Raw genomic sequence first — 24200 nt, forward strand, 5'->3', positions numbered from 1 at the left:
CCTGGCGGGGCGGAAGGCGAAGGCGCCTGCGGCGGGGCCCTGCGGGGCTGGGGGCGGGAGGCGCCTTCGGCGGGGGGTGGGGGGGGTCAGGAGTAGACGGGGCCCGTGAACTTTTCGCCGGGGCCGGTGCCGGGGGCGTCGGGGATGAGGGAGGCTTCGCGGAAGGCGAGCTGGAGGGAGCGGAGGCCGTCGCGGAGGGGGGCGGCGTGGAAGTTGGAGATCTCGGGGGCTCCGGCGGTGACCAGGCCGGCGAGGGCGGTGATCAGCTTGCGGGCCTCGTCGAGGTCCTTGTCGGCCTCGCCGCCCTCGGCCAGGCCGCACTTGACGGCGGCGGCGCTCATCAGGTGGACGGCGACGGTGGTGATCACCTCGACGGCGGGGACCTCTGCGATGTCGCGGGTCAGGTCGTCGAAACCGAGGGCCTGGTCGGACTCGGGCGAGTGGTCGGGCTGGCTGGTCAAGGTGTCACTCCGGGATGCTGGTGCGAAAGCGCAGTACAAAGGGAGGGTACAAGGCGGGCGGAGGCGGACCGGAATACCGGTCGGCCCCGGAACGCTGGTATGCTTCGAGACTGACCGGCCAGGAACCCGATTCGGGAGCCAGGCCAGCAAGTGGAGGCTCCACTTCAGGAGGCCCGAGAGGGCAACCGCGACAGTCTCCCACCCGAGCGGCCGAAGGGTCGACGGGTCCGGTCCGTGGCGAGCGCCGCAAGGAATGCTTGCTGCCAGTGGTGTCCGTCAGGGCATCCCGGAACGTGTGGAGCCCCGCCTGTACCGTGCGGGGCTTTTTTCGTGCGTTCGGTGCTTCTGCCAGACGGCGGAGGGGCAGCGAAGCATGAATGAAGCCCCGCCCAGTGGTCGAAACCACTACGTGCGACCGCCGTCCGACGGCCGCATCGAAGAAGGTGCAACCGAGGAGGCCCCATCAGCACCGAGCCCCGCATCAACGACCGGATTCGCGTCCCCGAGGTGCGACTCGTCGGTCCCAGCGGCGAGCAGGTCGGCATCGTCCCGCTCGCGAAGGCGCTGGAGCTTGCCCAGGAGTACGACCTGGACCTGGTCGAGGTCGCCGCCACGGCGCGCCCGCCGGTGTGCAAGCTCATGGACTACGGCAAGTTCAAGTACGAGTCGGCCATGAAGGCCCGTGAGGCGCGCAAGAACCAGGCGCACACGGTCATCAAGGAGATGAAGCTCCGGCCGAAGATCGACCCGCACGACTATGACACCAAGAAGGGTCACGTCGTCCGGTTCCTCAAGCAGGGCGACAAGGTCAAGATCACGATCATGTTCCGCGGTCGTGAGCAGTCTCGCCCCGAGCTGGGCTTCCGACTGCTGCAGCGGCTCGCGGAGGACGTCCAGGAGCTCGGCTTCGTGGAGTCCGCGGCCAAGCAGGACGGCCGAAACATGATCATGGTTCTCGGCCCGCACAAGAAGAAGACCGAGGCGATGGCCGAGGCCCGCGCCGCCGCCGACGCCCGCAAGGCGGAGCGGCTGGGTCGCGGCCCGGCCGCGGATCAGGCGGACGAGGCCGACGAGGTGGATCAGGTCGAGGAGACCGAGACCGCCGAGGTGGACCAGGTCGAGGAGACCGAGACCGCCGAGGTCGAGCCCGTTGCCGAGACCGCCGAGGTCGAGCAGCCCGCCGAGACCGCCCAGGACGCCTGAGCCTTCGGGTTCAGAATCCGGGCGGGATCGGCACCGGTTCCGGGGCATCCGTCCCGGAGACGAGATCCATCCAGTTCCGGCCCGCACCCCCGGGGTGCGGGCCGCGAACGGACCGACGAGGAGATACGGCGACATGCCGAAGCAGAAGACGCACAGCGGCGCCAGCAAGCGCTTCAAGATCACTGGCTCCGGGAAGGTGCTGCGCGAGCGTGCCGGCCGTCGCCACCTGCTTGAGCACAAGCCCTCGACGCTGACCCGCAAGCTGGCCGGCAACGCCGAGATGGCCCCCGGCGACGCCAAGAAGATCAAGAAGCTTCTCGGCAAGTGATCGCCCGCCCGCGGCCACGCTGCGGGCACAGCTGATCCTTTCCGACCGAATCGAATAACGGACCGGCGGCACGAACCCGGGGTCCGGAACCAAGGAGTAATGAAGTGGCACGCGTCAAGCGGGCAGTGAACGCCCACAAGAAGCGCCGGGTCATCCTGGAGCGCGCCTCCGGCTACCGTGGCCAGCGCTCGCGCCTGTACCGCAAGGCCAAGGAGCAGGTCACCCACTCGCTCGTTTACAACTTCAACGACCGCAAGAAGCGCAAGGGCGACTTCCGTCAGCTGTGGATCCAGCGCATCAACGCCGCTGCCCGCGCCAACGGCATGACCTACAACCGCTTCGTGCAGGGCCTGAAGGCCGCGGGCGTCGAGATCGACCGCAAGATGCTCGCCGAGCTCGCGGTCAACGACACCGTCGCGTTCCGCGCGCTGGTCGAGGTTGCCCAGAAGGCGCTGCCGGAGGACGTCAACGCCCCCAAGGTCGCCGCCTGATCCAGGCCGTGCCCTGACTGCTTTCCCGGACCCGCAGGCCGCCCGGCCTGCGGGTCCGTGCGTTGTTCCCTCTTGTCCTCCCGCCCCTCCGTGACGAAGAACGTGAGCATGAGCATCGAGACCCCCCTGCTGACCTCCCTGCGCTCCCCGCGCGTCGTCGCCGCCCGCCGTCTGGCCAAGCGCAACCAGCGGAGCAAGGAGCGGCGTTTCCTGGCCGAGGGCCCGCAGGCCGTGCGGGAGGCGGTGGCGTTCGGGCGGCTGCCCGGCGGGGAGCACGCCGTGGTGGAGGTCTACCTGACCCGGGAGGCCGCCGAGCGGCACGCCGAGATCGTGGAGGCGGCGCGGGCCGAGGGGCTGCCGGTGCTGACCGCGACCGAAGAGGTGATCGCGGAGATCTGCGACACCGTCACCCCGCAGGGCATCGTCGCGCTGTGCCGGTTCATCGACACGCCGTTCGAGCAGGTGCTGGCGGCCCGGCCGAAGCTGGTCGCGGTGCTCGCGCACGTGCGCGACCCCGGGAACGCGGGCACGGTGCTGCGGACGGCGGACGCGGCGGGCGCGGACGCGGTGGTGCTGACCGACGCCTCGGTCGACCCGTACAACCCGAAGGCGGTGCGGGCGTCGGTGGGCAGCCTGTTCCACCTGCCGGTCGCCACCGGGGTGCCGGTGGAGGAGGCGGTGGCGCGGCTGCGGGAGGCCGGGGTGCGGGTGCTGGCCGCGGACGGCGCCGGGCAGCGCGACCTGGACCAGGAGCTCGACGAGGGCACCCTTGAGGGCTCGTGCGCGTGGGTGTTCGGCAACGAGGCGTGGGGCCTGCCGGAGGAGACCCGGGCGCTGGCGGACGAGGTGGTGCGCGTCCCCATTCACGGGCACGCGGAGAGCTTGAACCTCGCCACGGCCGCCGCCGTGTGCCTGTACGCCTCCGCGCGCGCCCAGCGCTCCCCCGGCGGGTGTCGCGGCACGGCCTGAGCGCGCTAGGGTCGGTCCTCAAAGCCGGTGCGGGCGGGGGAGGACACCCATGGGCGGCGACGACGGCTTGGCGACCCTGGAACCGGACGACCTGCCGGACGGGCTGGTGGTCGCGGACGCACAGGGCCGGGTGGTGGTGTTCAACCGGGCCGCGGAACGCATCACCGGCCGCTCCGCGCACTGCGCGATCGGCGTCGGACTGGAGCAGGCGTTGCCGCTGGAGGACCTGGACGGGCGGCGCTGGTGGCCGCTGACCGACCCGTACGGCGGGCTGGCGGTGCGCAGCGGGCAGCCCGAGCGGAACCTGCTGCTGCCCGGCGGCCGCGAGGTGCTGGTGTGCGCCCGCTACGTGCGGGAGCGGCCGGGCGGGCCGGTGCGGCGGGTGGTGGTGACGCTGCGCGGCACCGAGGCGCGGCGGCGCACCGAGCGCAGCCACGCCGAGCTGATCGCGACCGTCGCGCACGAGCTGCGGTCGCCGCTGACCAGCGTGAAGGGCTTCACGGCGACGCTGCTGGCGAAGTGGGAGCGCTTCAACGACGGCCAGAAGCGGGTGATGCTGGAGACCGTCGACGCGGACGCGGACCGGGTGACCCGGCTGATCGCGGAGCTGCTGGACATCTCGCGGATCGACGCGGGCCGGCTGGAGATTCGCCGCCAGCGCCTGGACCTGGCGGCGGCGGTGCGCCGGCACGTGGAGGGGAAGGTCGCGGCGGGCATCCCCGAGGAGCGGTTCGACATCCGGGTCGCGGGGCCGCTGGGCGAGCAGTGGGGCGACCCCGACAAGATCGACCAGGTGCTGGCGAACCTGCTGGAGAACGCGGTCCGGCACGGCGAGGGCACCGTGACGATCGAACTCGGGCCGGCCAACGACGTGGTGGAGGCCGCCGGTTCGCCGCCGCGGACGATCGAGGGCACCGCCGTCACCGTCAGCGACCAGGGCACGGGCATCGCGGAGGAGGCGATGCCGCGGGTGTTCACCCGGTTCTGGCGGGGCTCCAAGCGCGGCGGGACGGGCCTCGGGCTGTACATCGTGAAGGGCATCGTGGAGGCGCACGGCGGGGTGATCCGGATCAGTCGGGCCGAGGGCGGCGGGGCCCGGTTCCGGTTCGTGCTGCCCGCCGGCATCCCGGACTTCATGCTCTGATCGTCTCCCGCCCGGTGGTCGCCCCACGTGGCCGGTCGCGGCCTGCGACTACACTCGACCCCTGGCGTTCTCGCGGACGCCCGGCGAGGCAGCAGACCTGATCACGAGCAGGAGCACGGGAAGCATAGAGATGTCGGCACCCAACAAGTCGTACGACCCGGTCGAGGTCGAGGCCCTCAAGCCCGAGGTGGTGGAACAGGCCCGGGACGAGGCGATCTCCGCCTTCGCCGCCGCCGCCGACCTCGACGAGCTCAAGCAGGCGAAGGTCGCGCACACCGGCGACCGCTCCCCGCTCTCGCTCGCCAACCGTGAGATCGGCGCGCTGCCCCCGCAGGCCAAGGCCGCCGCGGGCAAGCTGATCGGCCAGGCCCGCGGAGCGGTCAACCAGGCCCTCGCCAAGCGGCAGACCGAGCTGGAGGCGGAGCGCGACGCCCGGGTGCTGGTCGAGGAGGCGGTGGACGTCACGCTGCCCTACGGCCGTGTCCCGCGCGGTGCCCGGCACCCGCTGACCACGCTCGCCGAGCGCATCGAGGACACCTTCGTCGCGATGGGCTACCAGGTGGCGTCCGGCCCCGAGGTCGAGGCGGAGTGGCTGAACTTCGACGCCCTGAACCTGCACGCCGACCACCCGGCCCGCTCGATGCAGGACACCTTCTTCGTCGAGGCCCCCGACGGCACCGCCGACTCCGGCATCGTGCTGCGCACCCAGACCTCGCCGGTGCAGATCCGCGCGATGCTGGCCGGCGAGCCGCCGCTGTACGCGGTCTCCCCGGGCCGGGTGTACCGGACCGACGAGCTCGACGCGACGCACACCCCGGTGTTCCGCCAGGTCGAGGCGATCGCGGTGGACGAGGGCCTGACCTTCGGCCACCTGAAGGGCACCATCGAGGTGCTGGTGGAGAAGCTGATCGGCGGCGGCCTGGAGCTGCGCTGGCGGCCCTCGTACTTCCCGTTCACCGAGCCGAGCGCCGAGATCGACCTGCAGTGCTTCGTGTGCCGCGGCGCCTCGGTGGGCAACCCCGACCGTCCGTGCCGGACCTGCTCCTCCGAGGGCTGGATCGAGCTGGGCGGCTGCGGCGTGGTCAACCCCCGCGTGCTGGTCGCCGCGGGCATCGACCCGAACCGCTACAGCGGATTCGCGTTCGGCCTGGGCCTGGAGCGGATCCTGATGAACCGTCACAACGTCGCCGACATGCGCGACATGGTCGAGGGTGACGTCCGCTTCACCCTCCCGTTCGGGATGGAGATCTGATGCGCGTCCCGCTTTCCTGGCTGCGCGAGTACGTCGACCTGCCGGCGGGTGAGACCGGACGCGACGTCGCGGCCCGGCTGGTCCGCGCCGGCCTTGAGGTCGAGACGGTCGAGCAGCTCGGCACCGACATCAAGGGCCCGCTGGTGGTCGGCGAGGTCCTCTCCATCGAGGAACTGCCCGGCTTCAAGAAGCCGATCCGGCACTGCTTCGTCAACGTGGGCAACGCCAACGGCACCGGCGAGCCGCAGGAGATCGTCTGCGGCGCGACCAACTTCCGGGTCGGCGACAAGGTCGTGGTGATCCTGCCCGGCGGCGTGCTGCCCGGCCCGTTCCCGATCGCCGCCCGGCAGACCTACGGCCACACCTCGGCCGGCATGATCTGCTCCGCCCGCGAGCTGGGCATGGGCGACGACCACAACGGCATCATCGTGCTGCCGCCCGAGTACGAGGCCGGCACCGACGCGATCGAGCTGCTCCAGCTGGTCGACGAGGTCCTCGACATCGCCGTCACCCCGGACCGCGGCTACTGCCTGTCGATGCGCGGCGTGGCCCGCGAGGCCGCCGCCGCGTACGGCCTGCCGCTGGCCGACCCGGCGCTGCTGGACGTGCCGCCGGCGAACTCGTACGGCTACCTGGTGAAGGTCGCCGACCCGGTCGGCTGCGACCGCTTCGTGGCGCGCACCGTCACCGGCGTGAACCCGGCCGCGCAGTCGCCGATCTGGCTGCAGCGCCGCCTGCAGAAGTCCGGCATCCGGCCGATCTCGCTGGCCGTCGACATCACCAACTACGTGATGCTGGAGGTCGGCCAGCCGCTGCACGCGTACGACCGCGAGCGCGTCGACGGGCCGATCCAGGTCCGCCGCGCCGCCGACGGCGAGACGCTGACCACGCTGGACGGCGTCAAGCGCAAGCTGTCCGCCGAGGATCTGCTGATCTGCGACAACTCCGGCCCGATCGGCCTGGCCGGCGTGATGGGCGGGGCGACCACCGAGATCCTGGAGCCGGTCTACGACCCGGAGACCGGCGTCGTCACCGGCTCCACCGAGATCATCATCGAGGCCGCGCACTTCGAGCCGGTCGCGATCGCCCGCTCCGCGAAGCGCCACAAGCTGCCCTCCGAGGCGTCCAAGCGCTTCGAGCGCGGCGTCGACCCGGAGGCCACCCGGGCCGCCGCGCAGCGCGCCGTGGACCTGCTGGTGCTGATCGCCGGCGGCACCGCCGAGGCCGGTGTCACCGACATCGCCGCCCCGCGCCCGGTGCGCACCATCACCATCGACGCCGGCCTGCCCGACCGCGTCGCCGGCGCCGAGTACGGCCGCGAGACCGTCACCCGCCGCCTGCAGGAGGTCGGCTGCGGGGTCGTCGGCGCGGACGTCCTGGAGGTCACCCCGCCGTCCTGGCGGCCCGACCTGACCGACCCGTACGACCTGGTCGAGGAGGTCGTCCGGCTGGAGGGCTACGACAACGTCCCCGCCCGGATGCCCACCACCCCGCCCGGCCGCGGCCTGAGCGAGGCGCAGCGCTTCCACCGCCGCGTCGGCGTGGCGCTGGCCGGCGCCGGCTACGTGGAGATCAACGCGTACCCGTTCGTCGGCGAGGCCGCGTTCGACGGCCTCGGCCTGGACGCGGACGACGCGCGCCGCCGCACCGTGAAGCTGGTCAACCCGCTGAACGACGCCGAGCCGGCGCTGCGCACCACGCTGCTGCCGGGTCTGCTGGGCGCGCTGCGCCGCAACGTGGGCCGCGGCAACACCGACCTGGCGCTGTTCGAGACGGGCACGGTGTTCCTGCCGAAGGCGGAGCCGAAGGTCGCGCCGCGACTGCCGGTCGACCGCCGCCCGACCGAGGAGCAGCTCGCCGAGCTGGACGCGGCGCTGCCGGACCAGCCGCGCCGGGTCGCCGTCGCGCTGACCGGCGAGCGGCTGCCGTCGGGCTGGTGGGGCAAGGGCGCGCCGTCCGGCTGGGCGGACGCGATCGAGGCGGCCCGCACGGTCGCCGCGGCCGCGGGTGTGGAGCTGACGGTCCGCCAGGCGCAGTACGCGCCGTGGCACCCGGGCCGCTGCGCCGAGCTGCTGGTCGGCGACGAGGTCGTCGGCCACGCCGGTGAGCTGCACCCGCGGGTCATCAAGGCGCTGCACCTGCCGGAGCGGACCTCCGCGATGGAGATCGACCTGGACCTGGTGTTCGAGGACGGCCGCCGGGTCTCCGGCCCGCCGGTCTCGGCGTACCCGGTGGCGACGCAGGACGTGGCGCTGATCGTGGACGCGGGCGTGCACGCGGCGGACGTGGAGGCGGCGCTGCGCGAGGGCGCGGGCGAACTGCTGGAGTCGCTGCGGCTGTTCGACGTGTTCACGGGCGAGCAGGCCGGTGAGGGCAAGAAGTCGCTGGCGTACACGCTGCGCTTCCGTGCCGCGGACCGGACGCTGACCGCGGACGAGGCGTCCGCGGCGCGCGAGTCGGCGGTCGCGGTGGCTGCGGAGCGCACCGGCGCGGTGCTGCGCGGGGCCTGACGCGACGGGCGGAGCCCCGCCGGGCCGGGACCTTCGGGTCGCGGCGCGGCGGGGCTCCGTCGTGTCTGCCTGCGGGCGGGGCTGCCTGCGGGTGGGGCTGCCTGCGGGTGGGGCTGATTGCGGGCGGGCCGTGGGCAGGCGGGGCTACTTGCAGGCAGGGCTGATTGCAGGTGGGGCTACTTGCAGATGGTGTCCTTCAGGACGGTGACGATCTTGTCGCCGTCCGTGGGGGTGAGGCCCTTGGCGTCGGGGAACTTGCTCACGGCGAGGGCGCCGAGGCCCGCGCTGTCGGCGGAGGGCTTCTTGATCTCCTTGCAGATCTCGGCGGCGGCGTCGATCGCCTTCTGCTGATCGTCGATCAGGTCCGGGTTGATGCCCTTCAGGCCGGTGAGCATGTTGAGTTCGGCGTCGATCGCCTGGTCCCAGTTGTCGTCCGAGGGTTCCGCGGCGGCCGGCGTCTTGGCCTTGCTCTTGGAGCCGGTGCCCGGGAAGTCGCACGAGGTGAGAGTGAGGGCGACACCGAGGGCCAGGCAGCCCAGGGCGGTTCGCGTGATGACGGATCGCATGGGGGACACTGTGCCAGAACGGCGGCGCGGGGCGGGTTCGGTCCCGAAAAGGTGTGCGGGACACCACGGTTGACGGGTGCTTCGCGGTGGGCGGCTTTGGGGCGGGCGGCGCCGTTCGGGCGGGCGGTGGCTTCCGGGTGGGCCGCGGGCGTTACAGCGGGCGGTGCATGATGTGCAGTCCGACGAGGCCGTGGGCGGGGTGGCGGAAGCCCTCCGGGACGGTGCCGAGGACGGTGAACCCGAGGGACTCGTACAGGCGCACGGCGGGCGTGTTGGTGGCGACCACGGCGTTGAACTGCATGGCGCGGAAGCCCTGTTGGCGGGCCCAGTCGAGGGTGTGCGCGCACAGGGCGCGGCCGATGCCGCGGCCGGCGTGGTCGGGGTCGACCAGGTAGCTGGCACTGGCGACGTGCGCGCCGTTGCCCCACTGGTTGTTGTTCATCTTGGCGGTGCCGAGGACGGCGCCGTCCTCGTCCACGGCGACGACGGTGCGGTTGGGGGCCGTCAGCAGCCACCAGGCGCGGGCGGTGTCGGCGTCGAGGTCGACCGGGTAGGTGAAGGTCTCGCCGGCGCGGACGATGCGTCGGAAGAACGGCCAGATGGCGGCCCAGTCCTCGGGGGTGGCGTCGCGGATCATCATCCGGGACAGCATGGCGGTGCCGCGCCGGGTGGTCCAGCGGTTTTCCGCCGTGTGCTGCGTCGCGTGTCGTGCTGTGCCGCGGGGCGGCGCGGTGGGGGCGGCGGGCGAGTTCCGGCGGCTTTGTCGGCGAGTACCCATCAGATCCGGTCGGACGTCTTGCGGGTCTGCGAGGCGTTCGCTTCAATCCTGGTTAGGAAACTTTCCTAACCCTCTCCTGCGGGCACTCCCATGCCCGCAGCCGGCCGACGGAGCGTCAGATGCAGACCAAGCACCGCACCACCCGCGCCGCCCTCGCGGTCCTGTTCGCCGCCCTCCCGCTCACCCTGGCCGCCGCCGGGACGGGCACCGCCGCCGCGGCGTCCGTGGGCCTGGACGACCCGCACAAGAAGGACATCGCCATGCAGTTGGTCTCCTCGGCGGAGAACTCCTCGCTCGACTGGAAGGCCCAGTACGGGTACATCGAGGACATCGGCGACGGGCGCGGCTACACGGCCGGGATCATCGGGTTCTGCTCGGGCACCGGCGACATGTTGGAGCTGGTGCAGCATTACACCGACCTCAAGTCCGGCAACGTGCTGGCGAAGTACCTGCCCGCACTGAAGAAGGTCAACGGCAGCGAGTCGCACTCCGGCCTCGGCAGCGCGTTCGTCAACGACTGGAAGTCCGCCGCCAAGGACACCGTCTTCCAGACCGCGCAGAACGACGAGCGCGACCGGGTGTACTTCAACCCCTCGGTGAAGCAGGCCAAGACCGACGGGCTGCGCGCGCTCGGCCAGTTCGTCTACTACGACGCGATCGTGATGCACGGCCCCGGCACCAGCTCCGACTCCTTCGGCGGCATTCGCGCGGCCGCCATGAAGAAGGCCAAGACGCCCGCCCAGGGCGGCGACGAGGCGACCTACCTGAACGCCTTCCTGGACGCCCGGAAGGTGGTCATGAAGCAGGAGGAGGCGCACGCCGACACCAGCCGGGTCGACACCGAGCAGCGGGTGTTCCTGAACGCCAAGAACTTCGACCTGAACCCGCCGTTGAAGTGGAAGGTCTACGGCGACGCGTACCAGATCAACAGCTGATCGCACCGTCGGTCGCGTGCCCGGTTCCCGCGCTGGCCGGGGCCGGGCGCTCGCGATTGTCGATGGTTCGTCAACACACCTACTGCGCACGGTTATTACAACTTGGACACAACCGGGGTGTCGGGGCTCGGCCGGTCGGTAGCGTCGGCCCCGACCCGCGCCCGTTTCCGAGGGGGAGCCATGCGCATCCGAGCGACCGTCGTCGCCGCCGCCTGCCTGACCGCCGTCCTCGCGGTGGCCGGCTGCGCACCGGCCGGCGGCGTGCGCGACCTGGCGTTCGAGGCCGACCGGGCCGCCGGCGACGTCGAACTGACCGCCTGCGCCGTCGACGACGAACTGCACTGGCCCGCCGCGACCGTCAGGATCACCAACCACTCCGCCACCACCAGCAACTACGTGGTGCAGATCGCCTTCCTCGACCGCTCCGGCCGCCAGGTCACCGAGGGCGTCGCCGCCGCCAGCACCCTCGCCCCCGCGCAGGACGCCCTCGAACAGGCCCAGGGCACCGCAGACCCGAACGGCCCGGTCAGCTGCCGGGTCGTCGACATCGCGCGGTACGCCACGCCCTGACCCCCTGATCGGCAAGGCCCGGAACGGCCTCGGCCGTCGCCCGCCGGGAAGCAGGGGACGGCCGAGGGGCGGTGCGGAAGGTCAGGCGGTGTAGTCGTAGAAGCCGCGGCCGGACTTGCGGCCCAACAGGCCCGCGTCCACCATCCGCGACAGCAGCGGCGGGGCGGCGAACAGCGGCTCCTTGTACTCCTCGTACATCGACTCGGCGATCGACACGATGGTGTCCAGACCGATCAGGTCGCACAGCCGCAGCGGGCCCATCGGGTGGGCGCAGCCGGCCTCCATGCCCTTGTCGATGTCCGCGGCCGTCGCCACGCCCGACTCGAACATCCGCACCGCCGACAGCAGGTACGGCACCAGCAGCGCGTTGACCACGAAACCGGCCCGGTCGCGGGCCCGGATCGGCTCCTTGCCGAGCACCTCGACGGCGAACTGCTCGGCGCGGGTGGTGGTCTCCGCCGAGGTGGTCAGCGTCGGGATGACCTCGACCAGCTTCTGCACCGGCGCCGGGTTGAAGAAGTGCAGGCCGATCACCTGCTCCGGGCGGCTGGTCGCCGCCGCCAGCTTCACGATCGGGATCGAGGAGGTGTTCGACGCCAGGATCGCGTCACGGCGGGACACCACCTGGTCCAGCGTCTGGAAGATCTTGACCTTGATGTCCTCGCGCTCCGCGACCGCCTCGACCACCAGGTCACGGTCGTGGAAGTCCGACAGTTCGGTGGTGAACGCCAGCCGCGACAGCGCCTCGTCGCGCTGCTCCTCCGTCAGCTTGCCGCGTCGAACGGCGGTCTCCAGGGAGTTGGTCAGCCGGGTCCGGCCCAGCTCCAGCGCCTCGCCACTGGCCTCCGAGACCAGCACGTCCAGGCCGGAACGGGCGAAGACCTCGGCGATGCCCGACCCCATGAGGCCGCAGCCGACTACTCCGACACGCGCGATGTCACTCACTCAGATGCCCTTCACGTGGAGCTGGGGGTCACCCAGCCGGTGGTGTCACGGCCACCGCACCCCGGTCGGGGCCCGGCAGTCCGCCCGGACGACGGTACTACCTGCCTTAACGCTCGTTCACCCCGGACCGGTCCCGGCCCCGCCCCACCGATCGGGTGAGTGTCGGCGGTGCGCCCGCGTCCGCCGCGCGGCCGGGACCAGAATGCGAACGTCCATCCGCAGGAGGGAGCAGGCAGGTGGGAACCGGATCACTCGCCGGACAGGTCGGACTGGTCACCGGCGCCGGGCGCGGCATCGGCCGGGAGATCGCCATCGGCCTCGCCGCCGAGGGCATGGCCGTCGGCCTGCTCGGACGCACCCAGCAGACGCTGATCGACACCCTCAAGGAGTGCGTCCGGCACGGGTCGCGCGGCGTCGCCGTCACCGCCGACGTCTGCAACCCCGGCGCCGTCCGCGAAGCCGTCCGCGCCGTCGAACGCGACCTCGGACCCGTCGACCTGCTGGTCAACAACGCCGGGCAGGTCGACCGCGCCGAAGTGCCGATCTGGGAGACCGACCCCGTCCAGTGGTGGCAGGTCGTCGAGACCAACCTGCGCGGCCCCTACAACCTGCTGCGGCACCTGCTGCCCGGGATGGTGGAACGCGGACGGGGCCGGGTCGTCAACCTGAACAGCGGATTCGCGCTGCGCCCCGACGGCGACTACACCGCGTACGCGACGTCCAAGGGCGCGCTGCTGCAGCTCTCCGACAACATCGCCGACTCGGTCGGGCAGCACGGCATCGTGGTGCTCGACATCAGCCCCGGCGCCGTCGAGACCGAGATGACCGCAGGGATGCCGATGTTCCACGACAGGAAGACGTGGGGCTCCATTCCGTACATGGTCGCCGTCACGGTGGACGCCGCGCGGGGGCGGTTCGACGCGCTGCACGGCCGCTTCCTGCACGCCGGGCGGGACAACCTGGAGACGCTGGTCTCCGCCGCCGAGGCCATCCGGGCCGTGGACGCGCGCACGCTGCGGCTGCGGGCGTACGGGGCGGACGATCCGATGGGCTGACGGTCGGATGAGCTGGTGCTCGGATGAGCTGGTGGTCGGTTGACGGTTCCGGTCGGCGGTTTCTAGAGGTCGAGCAGGGCGGCGAGGTCGGATTCGGGGAGGGAACCGGCCGGGCGGCCCTCGCGGGCGAAGTCGCCCGCCAGCTGTTGGAGGGTGGTGTTGAGGGGCGTCGGCACGCCGTGCAGGCGGCCGAGCAGGACGATCTCGCCGTTCAGCCAGTCCGCCTCGATGTCGCCGGTGCCGCGCGCCAGACTCTGCCAGGACGAGCCGCCGCCGCGCTCCACACCGGGCAGCGGCATCAGCGTCATCCGGTCGCCGCGCCGGGCTCGCTGCTCCTCCTCCGACGGGTGGGCGATGCCCGCCGCCGCCAGGACCGCCCGGCCCTCCGCCTGGCCGCGCTCCCACAGCCGCATGCGCAGCTCGCCGTCGATCGGTCCTGCCACCGCCTCCAGGGCGTTCGGGAGGTTGCTCAGCAGCTTTCCGTACTTCCAGTCCATCACCCGATCGGTGACCGGGGCGTCGAAGAACGAGGCGGTGAGGTCGGCCGAGATCCGCTCCGCGAGGTCGTCCGTGCCGTGCGGGAAGCGGCCCAGGTGCAGCATGCCCGTGCGCGGTGCGCCCGCCGCCGAGACCCGGCCCGGCTCCAGGTGCGCGGACGGCAGCCACACGCACATCCCGTACACCCGGGCGAAGCGGCGCAGCGCCAGGCGTTCGTTCTCCACGCCGTTCTGCGCGCACACCAGCGGCAGCCGCTCGCCCGCCGTGCCGCCGCCCTCGACCGGGCGGGGCGCCCACTGGTCGATCAGCTCCGCCGAGTGCTGGGTCTTCACCGCCAGCACCAGGACGTCGTCCGGCCGCAGCTCGATCTCCTCCGGCCCGCCGATCGCCGGGACGGGCAGCCGGTGCGCGCCGTCCGGGGTGGTCAGGTGCAGGCCGTCCTTGCGCAGTGCCGCGAGGTGCGGGCCGCGGGCGACCAGGACCACGTCGTGGCCGCTCTGGTGGAGACGTCCGCCGATGGTGCCGCCGACCGCGCCGGCGCCGAGGAAGAGATAGCGCATGGGTCGAGCATCGCACGTGCGGGGGAGGGGAGTTGAGGGGGTCTGCTACGAGCAGAGTGTGCGGGGGTGGGGAGTTGAGGGGGTCTGCTACGAGCAGAGTGTGCGGGGGTGGGGAGTTGAGGGGAGCTGAGGGGAGGTGAAGGGAGCTGGGGCGGGCTGCTAGGAGCAGAGTTCGGAGGCGGTCACTGCGTGCAGGCCCTTGGCGGTGAGTCCGTCGAGGACGGCGGGGAGGGCTGTCACGGTGCCCTGGTGGTCCATGTGGAGGGCGACCACCGAGCCGGCCGCCGCGGAGTTGAGCACCCGTTTGGTGATGGTGTCCGGGCCGGGGTCGGTGTAGTCGAGCGGGTCGATGTCGAAGGACAGGATGTGGTCGTAACCGACCTGCTGTGCCTGTTCCTTGACCATTCGTGTCGCATATTGCGCGGCGGACGGGCGGAACCAGCGACCTATCGATCCGGTCAGGCGTTGGAGGCGTTCGGCGCACTGGGCTATCTCGTCGCGGGCCTGCTCCGGGCGCATCGAGGATATGTCCAGGTGGTTCTGGGTGTGGTTGCCGAGTTCGTGGCCGCCGTCGAGTATTCGCCGCGCCATCTGCGGCTGCTCGTCCAGCCAACTGCCCACCACCAGCACAGTCAGCCGCGCCCCGTGCTCCTCGGCGGCCTCCAGCAGCGCCGTCGCGAGGGCCGGGTCGCCCTGGCCGTGGAAGGTCAGGGCGAGTTGGGGACGGCTGTGCGGGCCGCTGATCACCTCCTGCGGGGTGTCCGGGGCGAGCGGCGGCAGGGCGGACGCGGAGGGGGCGGCGGGTTCGGTGCCGGCTTCGGGTTCGGCGGACGGGCTTTCGGCGAGGTGGGAGGGCTGCGGGCGGGCGGCGACGGAGTCGGTGCCGTGATGGTTCCGGTCGGCGGCGTGACTGCACGTGGCGGTGAGCCCGGCGGTGGCGGTGATCGCGGCCAGACGGGCGGAGGAACGCAGCACAGTGCGGCGGTCGAGAGTCATCGCGGCCCACCCTATGCGGAGGCCTCGGCGGTGCGACAACGGTTGCCGCCCAGACGGGTGGACGGGTGGACGGGGGTGAGAGGGGATGGGTGGGGAGGGGCGGGCGGTGGGCGTCAGGTGGGGACGGAGGCCTCGGTGGGGGTCTTGGCGAGGGCTTTGGCAGGGCGGGGCGGGCCGAGGAGGAGGGCGGCGGTGACGAGCGCGGCTCCGAGGAGTTGGAGCGGGGTGGGGGCGGTGGAGGTGAGGACCGCGCCGGACAGGGTCGCGGTGAGCGGGATCAGGCCGCCGAACAGGCCGGCGTGCTCCGGGGTGAGACGGCTCAGCGCCGAGTACCAGAGCAGGAAGGCGGTGGTGGTCATCAGCAGGGCGAGGAAGAGCAGGGCGAGCAGTTCGGCGACGGTCGGGAGACGGAGGGGGGAGGAGGAGACCGCGGCTGTCACGGCGAACAGGGGGACGGCGAGGGCGGTGGTGTACGCGGAGACCCGGACCGGGCCGAGACGTGGCAGGAGCGGCACCGCGAGGAGGGAGAACGCGGCCTCGCAGAGGAGCGTTCCGGCGGCGCACAGCACGCCGGTCGTGTCGCCGTGGCCGAAGCCCTGGGTGAGCGCGGCGCCGAGGACGACGAGGGCGGCGGCCAGAAGGAGGCGTCCGGCGGGGCGGCGGCGGGTGAGGAGCGGGCCGAGGACGCCCATGAGGAGAGGCGTGCCGCCGACGATGCTGCCGACGACGGCGGGGTCGGTGTGGCGCAGGGCGGTGACGAGGAGGAGGTTGAACGCGAAGAGGCCGGTGGCGGAGAGGGCGAGGAGAAGCCCGAGCTCGCGGGGGGTCGGGCGGGTGGCGAGCCTTGGTTGGCGGCGGACGAGGGGGAGGAGGATGGCGGCGGCGAGAGCGTAGCGGAGGGCCTGGCCGGCGGCGACGGGGTAGGAGGAGAAGGTCGCGGTGACGCCGGTGGAACAGCCGAGAAGGGTCATGGCGGCGGCGGCTTGCAGGGTGCCGGTGGCGCGAGGGGTGGTGACGGGCATGACTGCGACGCTAGGGGGGAAGTGGTTCGGTTCCCAGGGCCACTGACGGGCCGCTGGAGAGGACCACTTTGGGGGAGGGAGAGCCCCTGACCGGGCCGGGCTCCTGCCGGTGTCCGCCATGATGGGGGCATGCGGGAGTTGCTGATCGAGTGGGGGGACGGGGCGGACGGGCTTGTGGGGCGGGTGGTGCGGGGGTTGCGGGAGGCCGTGCGGGAGGGGCGGTTGGGGGCGGGGGAGCGGTTGCCGGGGAGCCGGGCGTTGGCGGCGGAGTTGGGGGTGTCGCGGGGCGTCGTGGTGGAGGCGTACGAGCAACTCGCCGCGGAGGGTTACCTGGTGGGGCGTCGCGGGTCGGGGACGCGGGTCGCCGCGGGGGTCGCGGTGGCGGGGCCGGGGCGGGTGGAGCGGGCGGTGCCGGCCGAGTGGCGGTACGACCTGAAGCCGGGGACCCCGGACCTCGGGGCGTTCCCGCGGGCGGCATGGGCGGCGGCGGTGCGGCGGGCCTTGCAGGGGGCGGCCAACAGTGAGCTGGGATATCCGGATCCGGCCGGACTCCCGTTGCTGCGAGGGGAGTTGGCGGCGTACCTGGGCCGGGTGCGGGGGGTGGTGGCGCGGCCCGAGCGGGTGGCGGTGGTGAGTGGAGTGGGGCAGGGACTGGCGTTGCTGTTGCAGGTGCTCGCGGCGGGCGGGCGGCGTCGGATCGCGGTGGAGGACCCGGGTTCGCCGGGCACGCTGGAGCTGCTGCGGGCGCACGGGGTGCGGCCGGTGGGCGTCCGGGTGGACGAAGAGGGCCTGGTGGTGGGGGAGTTGGCGGCGAGCGGGGCGCAGGCGGTGCTGGTGACGCCGGCCCACCAGTACCCGACGGGGGTCGTGCTCTCGGCGCGTCGGCGGACCGAGCTCGCCGCGTGGGCGCGGGCCGGCGGGCTGGTGATCGAGGACGACTACGACGCCGAGTTCCGGTACGACCGTGAACCACTGGGCGCCGTCCAGGGGTTGGCGCCGGAACGGACGGTGTACCTGGGGTCGCTCAGCAAGACGCTGGCACCCGGGCTGCGGCTGGGCTGGGCCGTGCTGCCGGAGCACCTGAGGGAGGAGTTCGCGCACGCCAAGCAGTACGCGGATCTCGGTACCGGCGCGATCGACCAACTCGCCTTCGCCGCCCTGCTGGAGAGCGGCGGCTACGACCGTCACCTGCGCACCGTCCGCCCGCGCTACCGGGCCCGCCGGGACGCCCTGGTCGAGGCGCTGCGCACGCACCTGTCGGAGGCCGAACTGCGGGGCGTGGCAGCCGGGTTGCACCTGTACCTGGACCTGCCGGACGGGGTGGACGAGCAGACGGTGGCGGACGCGGCGCTGCGCCGGGGGGTGCGGGTGGCGACGGTCGGGCCCGGGCGGCTCGGGCCCGGGCGTCCGGCAATTGCCGTGGGGTATGCGGGAGTTGTCGAGCAGCGGCTGCGGGACGCGGCGGCGCTGCTCGGCGAGGCGGTGCGGGAGGCGAGTTGACGGAGCGTCAGATCGAGGTGAGGTGGCCGGTGGCGGCGTAGATCAGGGTGGCGAGCAGGAGCAGCACGGCGGACAGGCAGACGGCCTGGACCAGGCCGCGCTGTCGGTGCGGGGCGAGGCCGAGCGCGGCGCCGGCGGCTATGCCGGTGAGCAGGCCGCCGAGGTGGCCCTGCCAGGAGGTGATGCTTGCGGAGATCACCATCCACAGCACCATGGTGCCCAGCAGTTGGTTGCCGCCGAGCGGGTCGTAGCCCTGGCGGCGGCTGAGGATCCAGTAGCCGCCGGCCAGGCCGAAGACCGCGCCGGACGCGCCGAGGGTCTCGGTGTGCGGGGCGATCAGGTAGACCAGGGTGGAGCTGCCGAGGGCGGCCAGCAGGTACAGGCCGAGGAAGCGCAGCACGCCGAGACGGTCCTCGACGACCCGGCCGAGCGTCCACAGCCAGTACATGTTGAACACGATGTGGGTGATCGCGATCGGGCCGAGGCCGGTGTACGCGTCCGGCTGCAGGTGCAGGAACGTTCCGGTCAGCAGCCGGTACCACTCGCCGTGCGCGACGCCGGCCTGGTGGTACATCGTCGCGAGGTCCAACGGGTCGTCGTTCGGGTTGTTCTGTATCGAGCCCGCGCCGAGCATGTCGAACTGCGGGACGATCCCCGGCCGGACCAGTTCGAGCACGTACGCGGCGATGTTCAGCACGATCAGCGCGATGGTGGCGTACGGCCGGGAGGTGATCCGCCCGCCGAACACCGTGCGGGCCTGCCGGACGCTCTGGTGGCCGGACTTGACGCACTCCACGCACTGGTAGCCGACCGCGGCGTCGCGCCGGCAGTCCGGGCAGACGTTGCGGTCGCAGCGGGTGCAGCGCACGTACGACTCGCGGTCGGAGTGCCGGAAGCAGGTCGGTGACGGAGCCTCAGGAGCCGGGGCTCCCGGGGCGGGCTGTGCGGCGTCCATGGTGGGGCCTCCTCGGGGCAGTGGTGCTCGGCCGAGGGGCGTCCACGGCGATGGTCCACGACGAAACGGCGCTCACCCTAGAACACCGCCGGGGGTCGATGCGACGTCAGCCCTGGTGCGCCTCACGGCGGGTACGGGCGCGGGCGGTGGTTCACCAGCTGTCGGTCGCGGCGTGGCTCGGGCCGGTGGTTGTGGCGGGTGTCAGCGGCGGACGGTGCTGAGGATGGTGAACTTCGGGCTGCCTGCCACGGTGCGGCAGTTGCCGAAGAGGCGGCGGAGTTTGACGTGGTAGCCGAGGTGGCGGTTGCCGACCACGCGGAGTTCGCCGCCGGGGCGCAGGACGCGGCGGGCGCCGGTGAACATGCGCCAGGCGATGGCGTCCGTGGTGGCCTGGTGGGAGTGGAACGGGGGGTTCAGCAGGACCACGTCGACGGAGGCGGTCGGGATGTCCGCGAGGGCGTCGCCGACCAGGAACTCCGCGGGGGCGTCCGGGCCGAGGGCGGTGCGGAAGGTCTCCTCGGCGGAGGCCACGGCCTGGAACGACTCGTCCACGAAGAGGAGTTCGGCGTGCGGGGCGGTCAGGGCGGCGGCGGTGCCGACGATGCCGTTGCCGCAGCCGAGGTCGACGATGCGGCGGGCGTCGCTCAGATCGGGCAGGTGCTGGAGGAGGAAGCGGGTGCCGATGTCGAGGCGGTCCGCGCAGAACACGCCCGCCTGGTTGGCGACCTGGCGGCCCGACAGCACGCCGATGTCGTCCGGGAGGCGGTAGCGCAGCGGCCACGGGTTGGCCGGGGGAGTCAGCGCCCGGTCGGGGGTGGTGTGGATCAGGCGGGCCTTGCGGACGGCCAGCGAGGTACGGGTCGGGCCGAGGATCCGCTCGAACAGCTGGAGGGTGGAGGTGTGGATCTCGGTGACCATGCCGGTGCCGAGGACGACGGTGTTCTCGTGCAGGGCGGGCGCGAGGCGGTGCAGCTGGTCCTCCAGCAGCGCCAGGCTCTTGGGCACGCGGACCAGCAGTACGTCGATCCGCCGCGGGGGTTCCTGCTGGGTGGTGCGGACGTCCACCAGGGCCGGGTCGAGGCCGTTGCGGGCCAGGTTCGCGGTGATCGCGCGGGCGGACAGGTACGAGTCGGTGATCGCCGTCAGCGGGCCGGCCGTCCCCGCGAGCGCCGCGGAGATCGCACCCCAGCGGTCGCCGAGGACGGTCACCGCGCCGTCCAGCGGCACCGGGCCGGCGCCCTCGGGCCCCTCCTTCAGATACCGCAGCAGGTACTCGTCGGCGGCGTCCCGGGCACGCAGCTGCTCACGCGGGTTCTCCGGGAATCGGGCCAGCTCGAAAGTGCCCCAGGCGGTGGTGAAAGAGTCGTTCATCGTGCCCCCAGGCTATCGGAGGGGGCGAGGGCCGCCGGACGGCGGCGGAGGCGAGGGGCGGCATGCGACGGCGGGACAGGGGGCGCACCACCGTCTCCTTTCCCGCTGCGCTGCGGGCCGCTGTCGATCTCGGTGGTGACACCGACACCGTTGCCGCCGTCACCGGGGCGCTCGCGGGTGCGGTGTACGGCGTCGACGGGATCCCGGGGGAGTGGGCGGCGGTGCTGCACGTGCCGCTTCCGCCGACCCGACGGGTGCTGGGGGCAGGGGAGTTGGCGGCGCTGGCGGAGGCGCTGGAAGCGGCGGGACGGGTGGCGGGACGGGGTGGCGCCCCCACGAGCCCCTGACGGGACTCGACGACGGCGGGGAAGGCGGCGGCGGCGGGCGGGGCGGGTGTCAGTCGGTGGTGAAGACCAGGCTCGCGTTGTGGCCGCCGAAGCCGAAGGCGTTGGTGAGGGCGGCGTCGGTGGTGATCGGGCGGGCGGTGGTGACCAGGTCGAGGTCGGCGGCGGGGTCGGGGGTGGTGAGGTTGCGGATCGGCGGGACGAGCTGGTCGTGCAGGGAGTAGGCGGTGGCGAGGGCGGCGAGGGCGCCCGCGGCGCCGAAGAGGTGGCCGGTCATGGACTTGGTGGCGGTGACGGCGGGGCGGTGCGGGCCGAAGACCCGTGCCAGGGTCTCCGCCTCGGTGAGGTCGCCCTTGGGCGTGGAGGTGGCGTGGGCGTGCACCACGCCGATCCGCTCCGGGGCGACGCCGGCCTCGGCGAGGGCGCGGCGCACGGCGCGGCTCTGCCCGTCCGGGTGGCCGGCGGTGATGTGGTGGGCGTCGGAGGTGACGGCGGCCCCGGCGAGCGTCGCGTAGGAGCGTCGGCCCGGGCGCAGTGAGGCGCGTTCCAGGACCAGGACGGCCGCGCCTTCGCCGATCACGAAGCCGTCCCGGTCCAGGTCGAACGGGCGGGAGGCGTGCTCGGGGTCGTGGTTGCGCAGCGAGTGCGCGCGGGCCTGGGCGAACCCGGCCAGCGGCAGCGGGTGCAGGCAGGCCTCGGTGCCGCCCGCGATCACCATGTCGGCGCGGCCGAGGCGGATCAGGTCCAGGCCGAGGGCGACCGCCTCCGCGCCGGACGCGCAGGCGCTGACCGGCGTGTGGGCGCCCGCGCGGGCCCCGAGGTCGATCGACACCCAGGCGGCCGGGCCGTTCGCCATCAGCATCGGCACGGTGTGCGGCGAGACCTTGCGGACGCCGGAGCGCTCCAGGATGTCGTCCTGCTCCAGCATGGTCACGGCGCCGCCGGTGCCGGTGCCGATCACCACGGCGAGCCGTTCGCCGTCGATCTCCGGCCGGCCGGCGTCCGCCCACGCCTCGCGGGCGGCGATCAGCGCCAACTGCTCGCTGCGGTCGAGGCGTCGGGCCTCGATGCGGTCGAGTGCCTCGGAGGGTTCGACGGCGAGCTGCCCGGCGATCCGGATCGGCAGTTCGGCCAGCCAGTCGCGTTCGATCGGCCGGATGCCGTTGCGGCCCTCGCGCATCGCCTGCCAGGTGGCCGGGGCGGTGCCGCCGAGCGGCGTGGTGGCCCCGAGGCCGGTGACCAGGACGCTGTCGGTTTCCATGCGCACGGTGGAGCTCCCTTTGTGTGAATGGCACAACGAACGCCGGCCCGGCGGTCGGCCGGGTCGGTCCATGTCGGCCACTCTGCCAAGCGGGAAGGGGGAGTTCGGGTACCGGACGGCACTGATTCGGGTCCGACGATTTTGGAGGGACCGGACAGGTTGAGCTGACGGTCCGTCGGGAAGGCGGACGGGCTCCGGGCGTCAGGGGAGCAGCGTGCGGGCGCGGTCCAGGAGGGCGCCGAGGGCCAGGTCGAAGGCGGTGTCGGCGCGGGCCGGGCCGGCGGCGTCCAGGGCGGCGGCGAGCAGCGGGGTGTCGGCGTCGGTGTCCCAGACCGTCGCGGGCGCGGCCAGGTCGAGCGCGGAGCCGAGGACGAGGCTCTCGAAGGCGGTGAGCAGCGGCATCACCGTGGGCGGCGGGAAGCCGGCCTCGCCGAGCAGGGCGACCGCCCGCTCGTAGTGGGCGAGCACCTCGGGCGCGACGACCTGACTGGTCGTCAACAGCGGGATGGCGCGCGGGTGGGCGGCGAACGCGGCCCGGTAGGAGCGTGCCCAGGCCTCCAGGGCGGCGTCCCAGGGGCGCAGATCGAGTGCGGTCAGGTCGATCCCGGAGGCGATCTGGATGCGCAGGAGTTCGACGATGCCGGTGCGGCCGTCCACGTGGTGGTAGACGGAGGCGGTCTGCACGCCGAGCCGGCGGGCGATCTGCGGGACGCTGAAGTCGCCGTGCTCGTCGACCAGGGCGAGTGCGGTCGCGCCGATCCGTTCGCGGTCGAGCAGGGCCTTGCTGGGCCGTCCCACCGGTGTGCCCCTCTCGTGTGGTGTGCGTCGAGACTGCCGTTCCGACCTCGGGAAACGCCTCGGAAATCGGGTCTTCCCAGAGGGTAGTCGGCCGGGCTATGGTGCCGAAACCAACGGAAACCATCAACCTTTAGGTTTATGGTCCCCGGAGCCGGACCCCCACCAGCCGGCCGCCTGAAGGGTTCCCCATGACCGAAACCCCCGCCCCCGCGCCCACCCTCCGCGGCGGCAGCCTCGGCACCGCCGACATCGCCTTCTTCGTGGTCTCCGCCGCCGCGCCGCTCACCGTGATGGCCGGCGTCGCCCCGCTCGCCCTGCTGATCGGCGGCATCGGCGCCCCCGCCGGCTACCTCGCCGCAGGCATCACGCTGACCGTCTTCGCGGTCGGCTTCACCGCGATGAGCCGACACGTCCGCAACGCCGGCGGCTTCTACGCCTACATCACCCGCGGCCTCGGCCGGCCCGCCGGATTCGGCGCCGCCCTGCTCGCCCTGCTCGGCTACCTCGGCATGAACATCGGCGTGTACGGCCTGCTCGGCACCGCCACCCACGACACCGTGAAAGCGCTAACCGGACACGACGTTCCGTGGCTGCTGCCCGCACTGATCGGACTGGCCGTCATCTGGTACGGCGGCTTCCGCTCGATCGACTTCGGCGCGAAACTGCTCGGCGTCCTGCTGCTCGCCGAGACCGGCATCCTGGTGCTGCTGGCCGCCGCGGTGCTGCTCAGGGGCGGTGCGCACGGCCTGAGCCTGGCGTCGTTCGCGCCCGGCAACGTGCTGACCGGCGGCATGCCCGGCGTCCTCGCGATGGCGTTCGCCGCGTTCACCGGCTTCGAATCCACCGTCATCTACCGCCGCGAGGCCCGGAACCCCGACCGCACCGTCCCGCGCGCCACCTACCTGGCCGTCGCCTTCCTCGGCCTGTTCTACGCCTTCGTGGTGTGGACCGTCATCCAGGCGTACGGTGACGCCGAGGTCGTGGCCGCCGCCGCCGACGACCCGGGCGGACTGTTCTTCACCGCCATCGACCAGTACGTCGGCGGCTGGGCCGCGGACCTGATGCACGTACTGATCGTCACCAGCATCCTGGCCTCGCTGCTCGCCTTCCACAACGCCACCAGCCGCTACGGACTCGCCCTCGCCGAGGAGGGCCTGCTGCCCCGCGCGCTCGGCCGGATCCACCCCCGGCACCGCTCCCCGTACGTCGCCGGGATCGCGCAGACCCTGCTCGGACTGCTCGTCGTCGCACTCTTCGCCGCCGCCGGGGCGGACCCCTACCGGCAGCTGCTGCTCTGGGTGAACACCCCCGGCATGCTGTCCCTGGTCGCGCTCCAACTGCTGGCCGCGATCGCCGTCCCCTGCTGGTTCCGCCGCCGCAGCCACGGCGAGGGCGTGCTGCGCACCGTCGTCGCGCCGGTCGTCGCCGCGCTGCTGCTGGCCGCCGCGCTGTGGCTGGTGATCGACCACATCGAGCTGCTCACCGGCGCGTCCGACACCGTCAACCGCGTCCTGATCGCCGTCGTCCCCGCCGTCTTCGCCGCCGGCGTGCTGTACGCGCTGCGCACCCGCTCCCGGCGGCCGGAGGTGTACGCGGCCTTCGCCGCCGAACCGCCGTCGGAGGCGGCCCCGGACGCGCCGTCCGCGGCCGACCTCCCCGTGCGCAGCGCCGCCTGACCCAGACTCGAA

The 24200-nt window shown here is 72.8% G+C and carries 23 protein-coding genes and 1 pseudogene; 13 read left to right on the plus strand and 11 right to left on the minus strand.

Annotated elements, in window-relative coordinates; all coding sequences use genetic code 11:
- Positions 1 to 86 precede the first annotated feature (86 nt).
- Positions 87 to 461 carry a DUF1844 domain-containing protein gene (locus ACFV4P_RS31440; RefSeq protein WP_380476881.1) on the minus strand — a complete coding sequence of 125 codons (375 nt, stop codon included), beginning with the start codon at positions 459 to 461 and terminating at the stop codon, positions 87 to 89.
- A gap of 462 nt (positions 462 to 923) precedes the next feature.
- On the opposite strand from ACFV4P_RS31440, the gene infC reads away from it, so the two are divergent.
- The 7 genes from infC to pheT all read left to right on the plus strand — a co-directional run bounded on the left by infC (position 924) and on the right by pheT (position 8358).
- A complete protein-coding gene (infC, locus tag ACFV4P_RS31445) occupies positions 924 to 1664 on the plus strand; it encodes a translation initiation factor IF-3 (RefSeq protein WP_380476943.1) in 741 nt (246 codons plus the stop codon).
- 133 nt (positions 1665 to 1797) lie between these two features.
- A complete protein-coding gene (gene rpmI, locus ACFV4P_RS31450) occupies positions 1798 to 1992 on the plus strand; it encodes a 50S ribosomal protein L35 (protein WP_030268653.1) in 195 nt (64 codons plus the stop codon).
- Between the two features lie 104 nt (positions 1993 to 2096).
- Positions 2097 to 2483 carry a 50S ribosomal protein L20 gene (gene rplT, locus ACFV4P_RS31455; RefSeq protein ID WP_380476882.1) on the plus strand — a complete coding sequence of 129 codons (387 nt, stop codon included), beginning with the start codon at positions 2097 to 2099 and terminating at the stop codon, positions 2481 to 2483.
- 114 nt (positions 2484 to 2597) lie between these two features.
- Positions 2598 to 3452, plus strand: a complete 855-nt coding sequence (locus ACFV4P_RS31460; RefSeq protein WP_380476945.1) for a TrmH family RNA methyltransferase — start codon at positions 2598 to 2600, stop codon at positions 3450 to 3452.
- 49 nt (positions 3453 to 3501) lie between these two features.
- A complete protein-coding gene (locus tag ACFV4P_RS31465) occupies positions 3502 to 4596 on the plus strand; it encodes an ATP-binding protein (protein ID WP_380476883.1) in 1095 nt (364 codons plus the stop codon).
- Between the two features lie 130 nt (positions 4597 to 4726).
- The gene (gene pheS / locus ACFV4P_RS31470; RefSeq protein ID WP_380476884.1) at positions 4727 to 5848 is read left to right on the plus strand and encodes a phenylalanine--tRNA ligase subunit alpha; all 1122 of its coding nucleotides are present in this window, start codon (positions 4727 to 4729) and stop codon (positions 5846 to 5848) included.
- Positions 5848 to 8358: a phenylalanine--tRNA ligase subunit beta gene (gene pheT, locus ACFV4P_RS31475; RefSeq protein ID WP_380476885.1), complete on the plus strand. Its 2511-nt coding sequence runs from the start codon at positions 5848 to 5850 to the stop codon at positions 8356 to 8358. The genes pheS and pheT overlap by 1 nt, the downstream gene beginning before the upstream one ends.
- A 176-nt stretch (positions 8359 to 8534) precedes the next feature.
- Here pheT and ACFV4P_RS31480 read toward each other — a convergent pair whose 3' ends face one another.
- Complete coding sequence (locus ACFV4P_RS31480) at positions 8535 to 8924, minus strand: hypothetical protein (protein WP_380476886.1); 390 nt, start codon at positions 8922 to 8924, stop codon at positions 8535 to 8537.
- A 151-nt stretch (positions 8925 to 9075) separates the two neighbouring features.
- Complete coding sequence (locus ACFV4P_RS31485) at positions 9076 to 9564, minus strand: GNAT family N-acetyltransferase (protein WP_380476887.1); 489 nt, start codon at positions 9562 to 9564, stop codon at positions 9076 to 9078.
- 257 nt (positions 9565 to 9821) lie between these two features.
- On the opposite strand from ACFV4P_RS31485, the gene ACFV4P_RS31490 reads away from it, so the two are divergent.
- The gene (locus ACFV4P_RS31490) at positions 9822 to 10637 is read left to right on the plus strand and encodes a chitosanase (protein WP_380476888.1); all 816 of its coding nucleotides are present in this window, start codon (positions 9822 to 9824) and stop codon (positions 10635 to 10637) included.
- Positions 10638 to 10817: 180 nt separating this feature from the next.
- The gene (locus ACFV4P_RS31495; protein WP_380476889.1) at positions 10818 to 11207 is read left to right on the plus strand and encodes a hypothetical protein; all 390 of its coding nucleotides are present in this window, start codon (positions 10818 to 10820) and stop codon (positions 11205 to 11207) included.
- 81 nt (positions 11208 to 11288) lie between these two features.
- Here ACFV4P_RS31495 and ACFV4P_RS31500 read toward each other — a convergent pair whose 3' ends face one another.
- Entirely contained in the window at positions 11289 to 12152 is an 864-nt protein-coding gene (locus tag ACFV4P_RS31500) for a 3-hydroxybutyryl-CoA dehydrogenase (protein WP_380476890.1), read from the minus strand.
- 236 nt (positions 12153 to 12388) lie between these two features.
- Here ACFV4P_RS31500 and ACFV4P_RS31505 point away from each other — a divergent pair, with 236 nt between their 5' ends.
- Entirely contained in the window at positions 12389 to 13207 is an 819-nt protein-coding gene (locus tag ACFV4P_RS31505) for an SDR family NAD(P)-dependent oxidoreductase (RefSeq protein WP_380476891.1), read from the plus strand.
- A gap of 62 nt (positions 13208 to 13269) precedes the next feature.
- Here the strand turns inward: ACFV4P_RS31505 and ACFV4P_RS31510 are convergent, their stop codons facing one another.
- The 3 genes from ACFV4P_RS31510 to ACFV4P_RS31520 form a co-directional block, all read right to left on the minus strand.
- Positions 13270 to 14265 carry a ketopantoate reductase family protein gene (locus tag ACFV4P_RS31510; protein WP_380476892.1) on the minus strand — a complete coding sequence of 332 codons (996 nt, stop codon included), beginning with the start codon at positions 14263 to 14265 and terminating at the stop codon, positions 13270 to 13272.
- A 159-nt stretch (positions 14266 to 14424) separates the two neighbouring features.
- Positions 14425 to 15261, minus strand: coding sequence for a polysaccharide deacetylase family protein (locus ACFV4P_RS31515; protein WP_073817226.1), 837 nt, complete (start codon positions 15259 to 15261; stop codon positions 14425 to 14427).
- A 113-nt stretch (positions 15262 to 15374) separates the two neighbouring features.
- Entirely contained in the window at positions 15375 to 16283 is a 909-nt protein-coding gene (locus tag ACFV4P_RS31520; protein WP_380476893.1) for a DMT family transporter, read from the minus strand.
- A 129-nt stretch (positions 16284 to 16412) separates the two neighbouring features.
- Here ACFV4P_RS31520 and ACFV4P_RS31525 point away from each other — a divergent pair, with 129 nt between their 5' ends.
- Positions 16413 to 17783, plus strand: a complete 1371-nt coding sequence (locus ACFV4P_RS31525; protein ID WP_380476894.1) for a PLP-dependent aminotransferase family protein — start codon at positions 16413 to 16415, stop codon at positions 17781 to 17783.
- A 7-nt stretch (positions 17784 to 17790) separates the two neighbouring features.
- On the opposite strand, the gene ACFV4P_RS31530 is transcribed toward ACFV4P_RS31525, so the two are convergent.
- Entirely contained in the window at positions 17791 to 18738 is a 948-nt protein-coding gene (locus ACFV4P_RS31530) for a rhomboid family intramembrane serine protease (protein WP_380476895.1), read from the minus strand.
- 201 nt (positions 18739 to 18939) lie between these two features.
- Positions 18940 to 20109: a methyltransferase gene (locus ACFV4P_RS31535; RefSeq protein WP_380476896.1), complete on the minus strand. Its 1170-nt coding sequence runs from the start codon at positions 20107 to 20109 to the stop codon at positions 18940 to 18942.
- 83 nt (positions 20110 to 20192) lie between these two features.
- Between ACFV4P_RS31535 and ACFV4P_RS31540 the strand changes: the two are divergent.
- A pseudogene (locus ACFV4P_RS31540) lies at positions 20193 to 20456 on the plus strand (ADP-ribosylglycohydrolase family protein); the annotation flags it as partial.
- A gap of 49 nt (positions 20457 to 20505) precedes the next feature.
- On the opposite strand, the gene ACFV4P_RS31545 reads toward ACFV4P_RS31540, so the two are convergent.
- Both ACFV4P_RS31545 and ACFV4P_RS31550 read right to left on the minus strand, forming a co-directional pair.
- Entirely contained in the window at positions 20506 to 21720 is a 1215-nt protein-coding gene (locus ACFV4P_RS31545) for a beta-ketoacyl-[acyl-carrier-protein] synthase family protein (protein WP_380476897.1), read from the minus strand.
- Between the two features lie 195 nt (positions 21721 to 21915).
- Positions 21916 to 22512, minus strand: a complete 597-nt coding sequence (locus ACFV4P_RS31550) for a TetR/AcrR family transcriptional regulator (protein ID WP_380476898.1) — start codon at positions 22510 to 22512, stop codon at positions 21916 to 21918.
- 188 nt (positions 22513 to 22700) lie between these two features.
- Between ACFV4P_RS31550 and ACFV4P_RS31555 the strand changes: the two genes are divergently transcribed.
- Positions 22701 to 24188: an APC family permease gene (locus ACFV4P_RS31555; protein WP_380476899.1), complete on the plus strand. Its 1488-nt coding sequence runs from the start codon at positions 22701 to 22703 to the stop codon at positions 24186 to 24188.
- Positions 24189 to 24200: the final 12 nt, after the last annotated feature.

Origin of the sequence: Kitasatospora sp. NPDC059795 (genome assembly GCF_042732175.1) — a bacterium.
Taxonomy (GTDB): Bacteria; Actinomycetota; Actinomycetes; order Streptomycetales; family Streptomycetaceae; genus Kitasatospora.

What these genes read in the sequence shown, in the direction of transcription:
- rpmI (WP_030268653.1), top strand. Translation starts at nt 1,798, where the DNA reads ATGCCGAAGCAGAAGACGCACAGCGGCGCCAGCAAGCGCTTCAAGATC.
- ACFV4P_RS31465 (WP_380476883.1), top strand. Translation starts at nt 3,502, where the DNA reads ATGGGCGGCGACGACGGCTTGGCGACCCTGGAACCGGACGACCTGCCG.
- pheS (WP_380476884.1), top strand. Translation starts at nt 4,727, where the DNA reads ATGTCGGCACCCAACAAGTCGTACGACCCGGTCGAGGTCGAGGCCCTC.
- pheT (WP_380476885.1), top strand. Translation starts at nt 5,848, where the DNA reads ATGCGCGTCCCGCTTTCCTGGCTGCGCGAGTACGTCGACCTGCCGGCG.
- ACFV4P_RS31480 (WP_380476886.1), bottom strand. Translation starts at nt 8,924, where the DNA reads ATGCGATCCGTCATCACGCGAACCGCCCTGGGCTGCCTGGCCCTCGGT.
- ACFV4P_RS31485 (WP_380476887.1), bottom strand. Translation starts at nt 9,564, where the DNA reads ATGATGATCCGCGACGCCACCCCCGAGGACTGGGCCGCCATCTGGCCG.
- ACFV4P_RS31490 (WP_380476888.1), top strand. Translation starts at nt 9,822, where the DNA reads ATGCAGACCAAGCACCGCACCACCCGCGCCGCCCTCGCGGTCCTGTTC.
- ACFV4P_RS31495 (WP_380476889.1), top strand. Translation starts at nt 10,818, where the DNA reads ATGCGCATCCGAGCGACCGTCGTCGCCGCCGCCTGCCTGACCGCCGTC.
- ACFV4P_RS31510 (WP_380476892.1), bottom strand. Translation starts at nt 14,265, where the DNA reads ATGCGCTATCTCTTCCTCGGCGCCGGCGCGGTCGGCGGCACCATCGGC.
- ACFV4P_RS31515 (WP_073817226.1), bottom strand. Translation starts at nt 15,261, where the DNA reads ATGACTCTCGACCGCCGCACTGTGCTGCGTTCCTCCGCCCGTCTGGCC.
- ACFV4P_RS31520 (WP_380476893.1), bottom strand. Translation starts at nt 16,283, where the DNA reads ATGCCCGTCACCACCCCTCGCGCCACCGGCACCCTGCAAGCCGCCGCC.
- ACFV4P_RS31525 (WP_380476894.1), top strand. Translation starts at nt 16,413, where the DNA reads ATGCGGGAGTTGCTGATCGAGTGGGGGGACGGGGCGGACGGGCTTGTG.
- ACFV4P_RS31530 (WP_380476895.1), bottom strand. Translation starts at nt 18,738, where the DNA reads ATGGACGCCGCACAGCCCGCCCCGGGAGCCCCGGCTCCTGAGGCTCCG.
- ACFV4P_RS31535 (WP_380476896.1), bottom strand. Translation starts at nt 20,109, where the DNA reads ATGAACGACTCTTTCACCACCGCCTGGGGCACTTTCGAGCTGGCCCGA.
- ACFV4P_RS31555 (WP_380476899.1), top strand. Translation starts at nt 22,701, where the DNA reads ATGACCGAAACCCCCGCCCCCGCGCCCACCCTCCGCGGCGGCAGCCTC.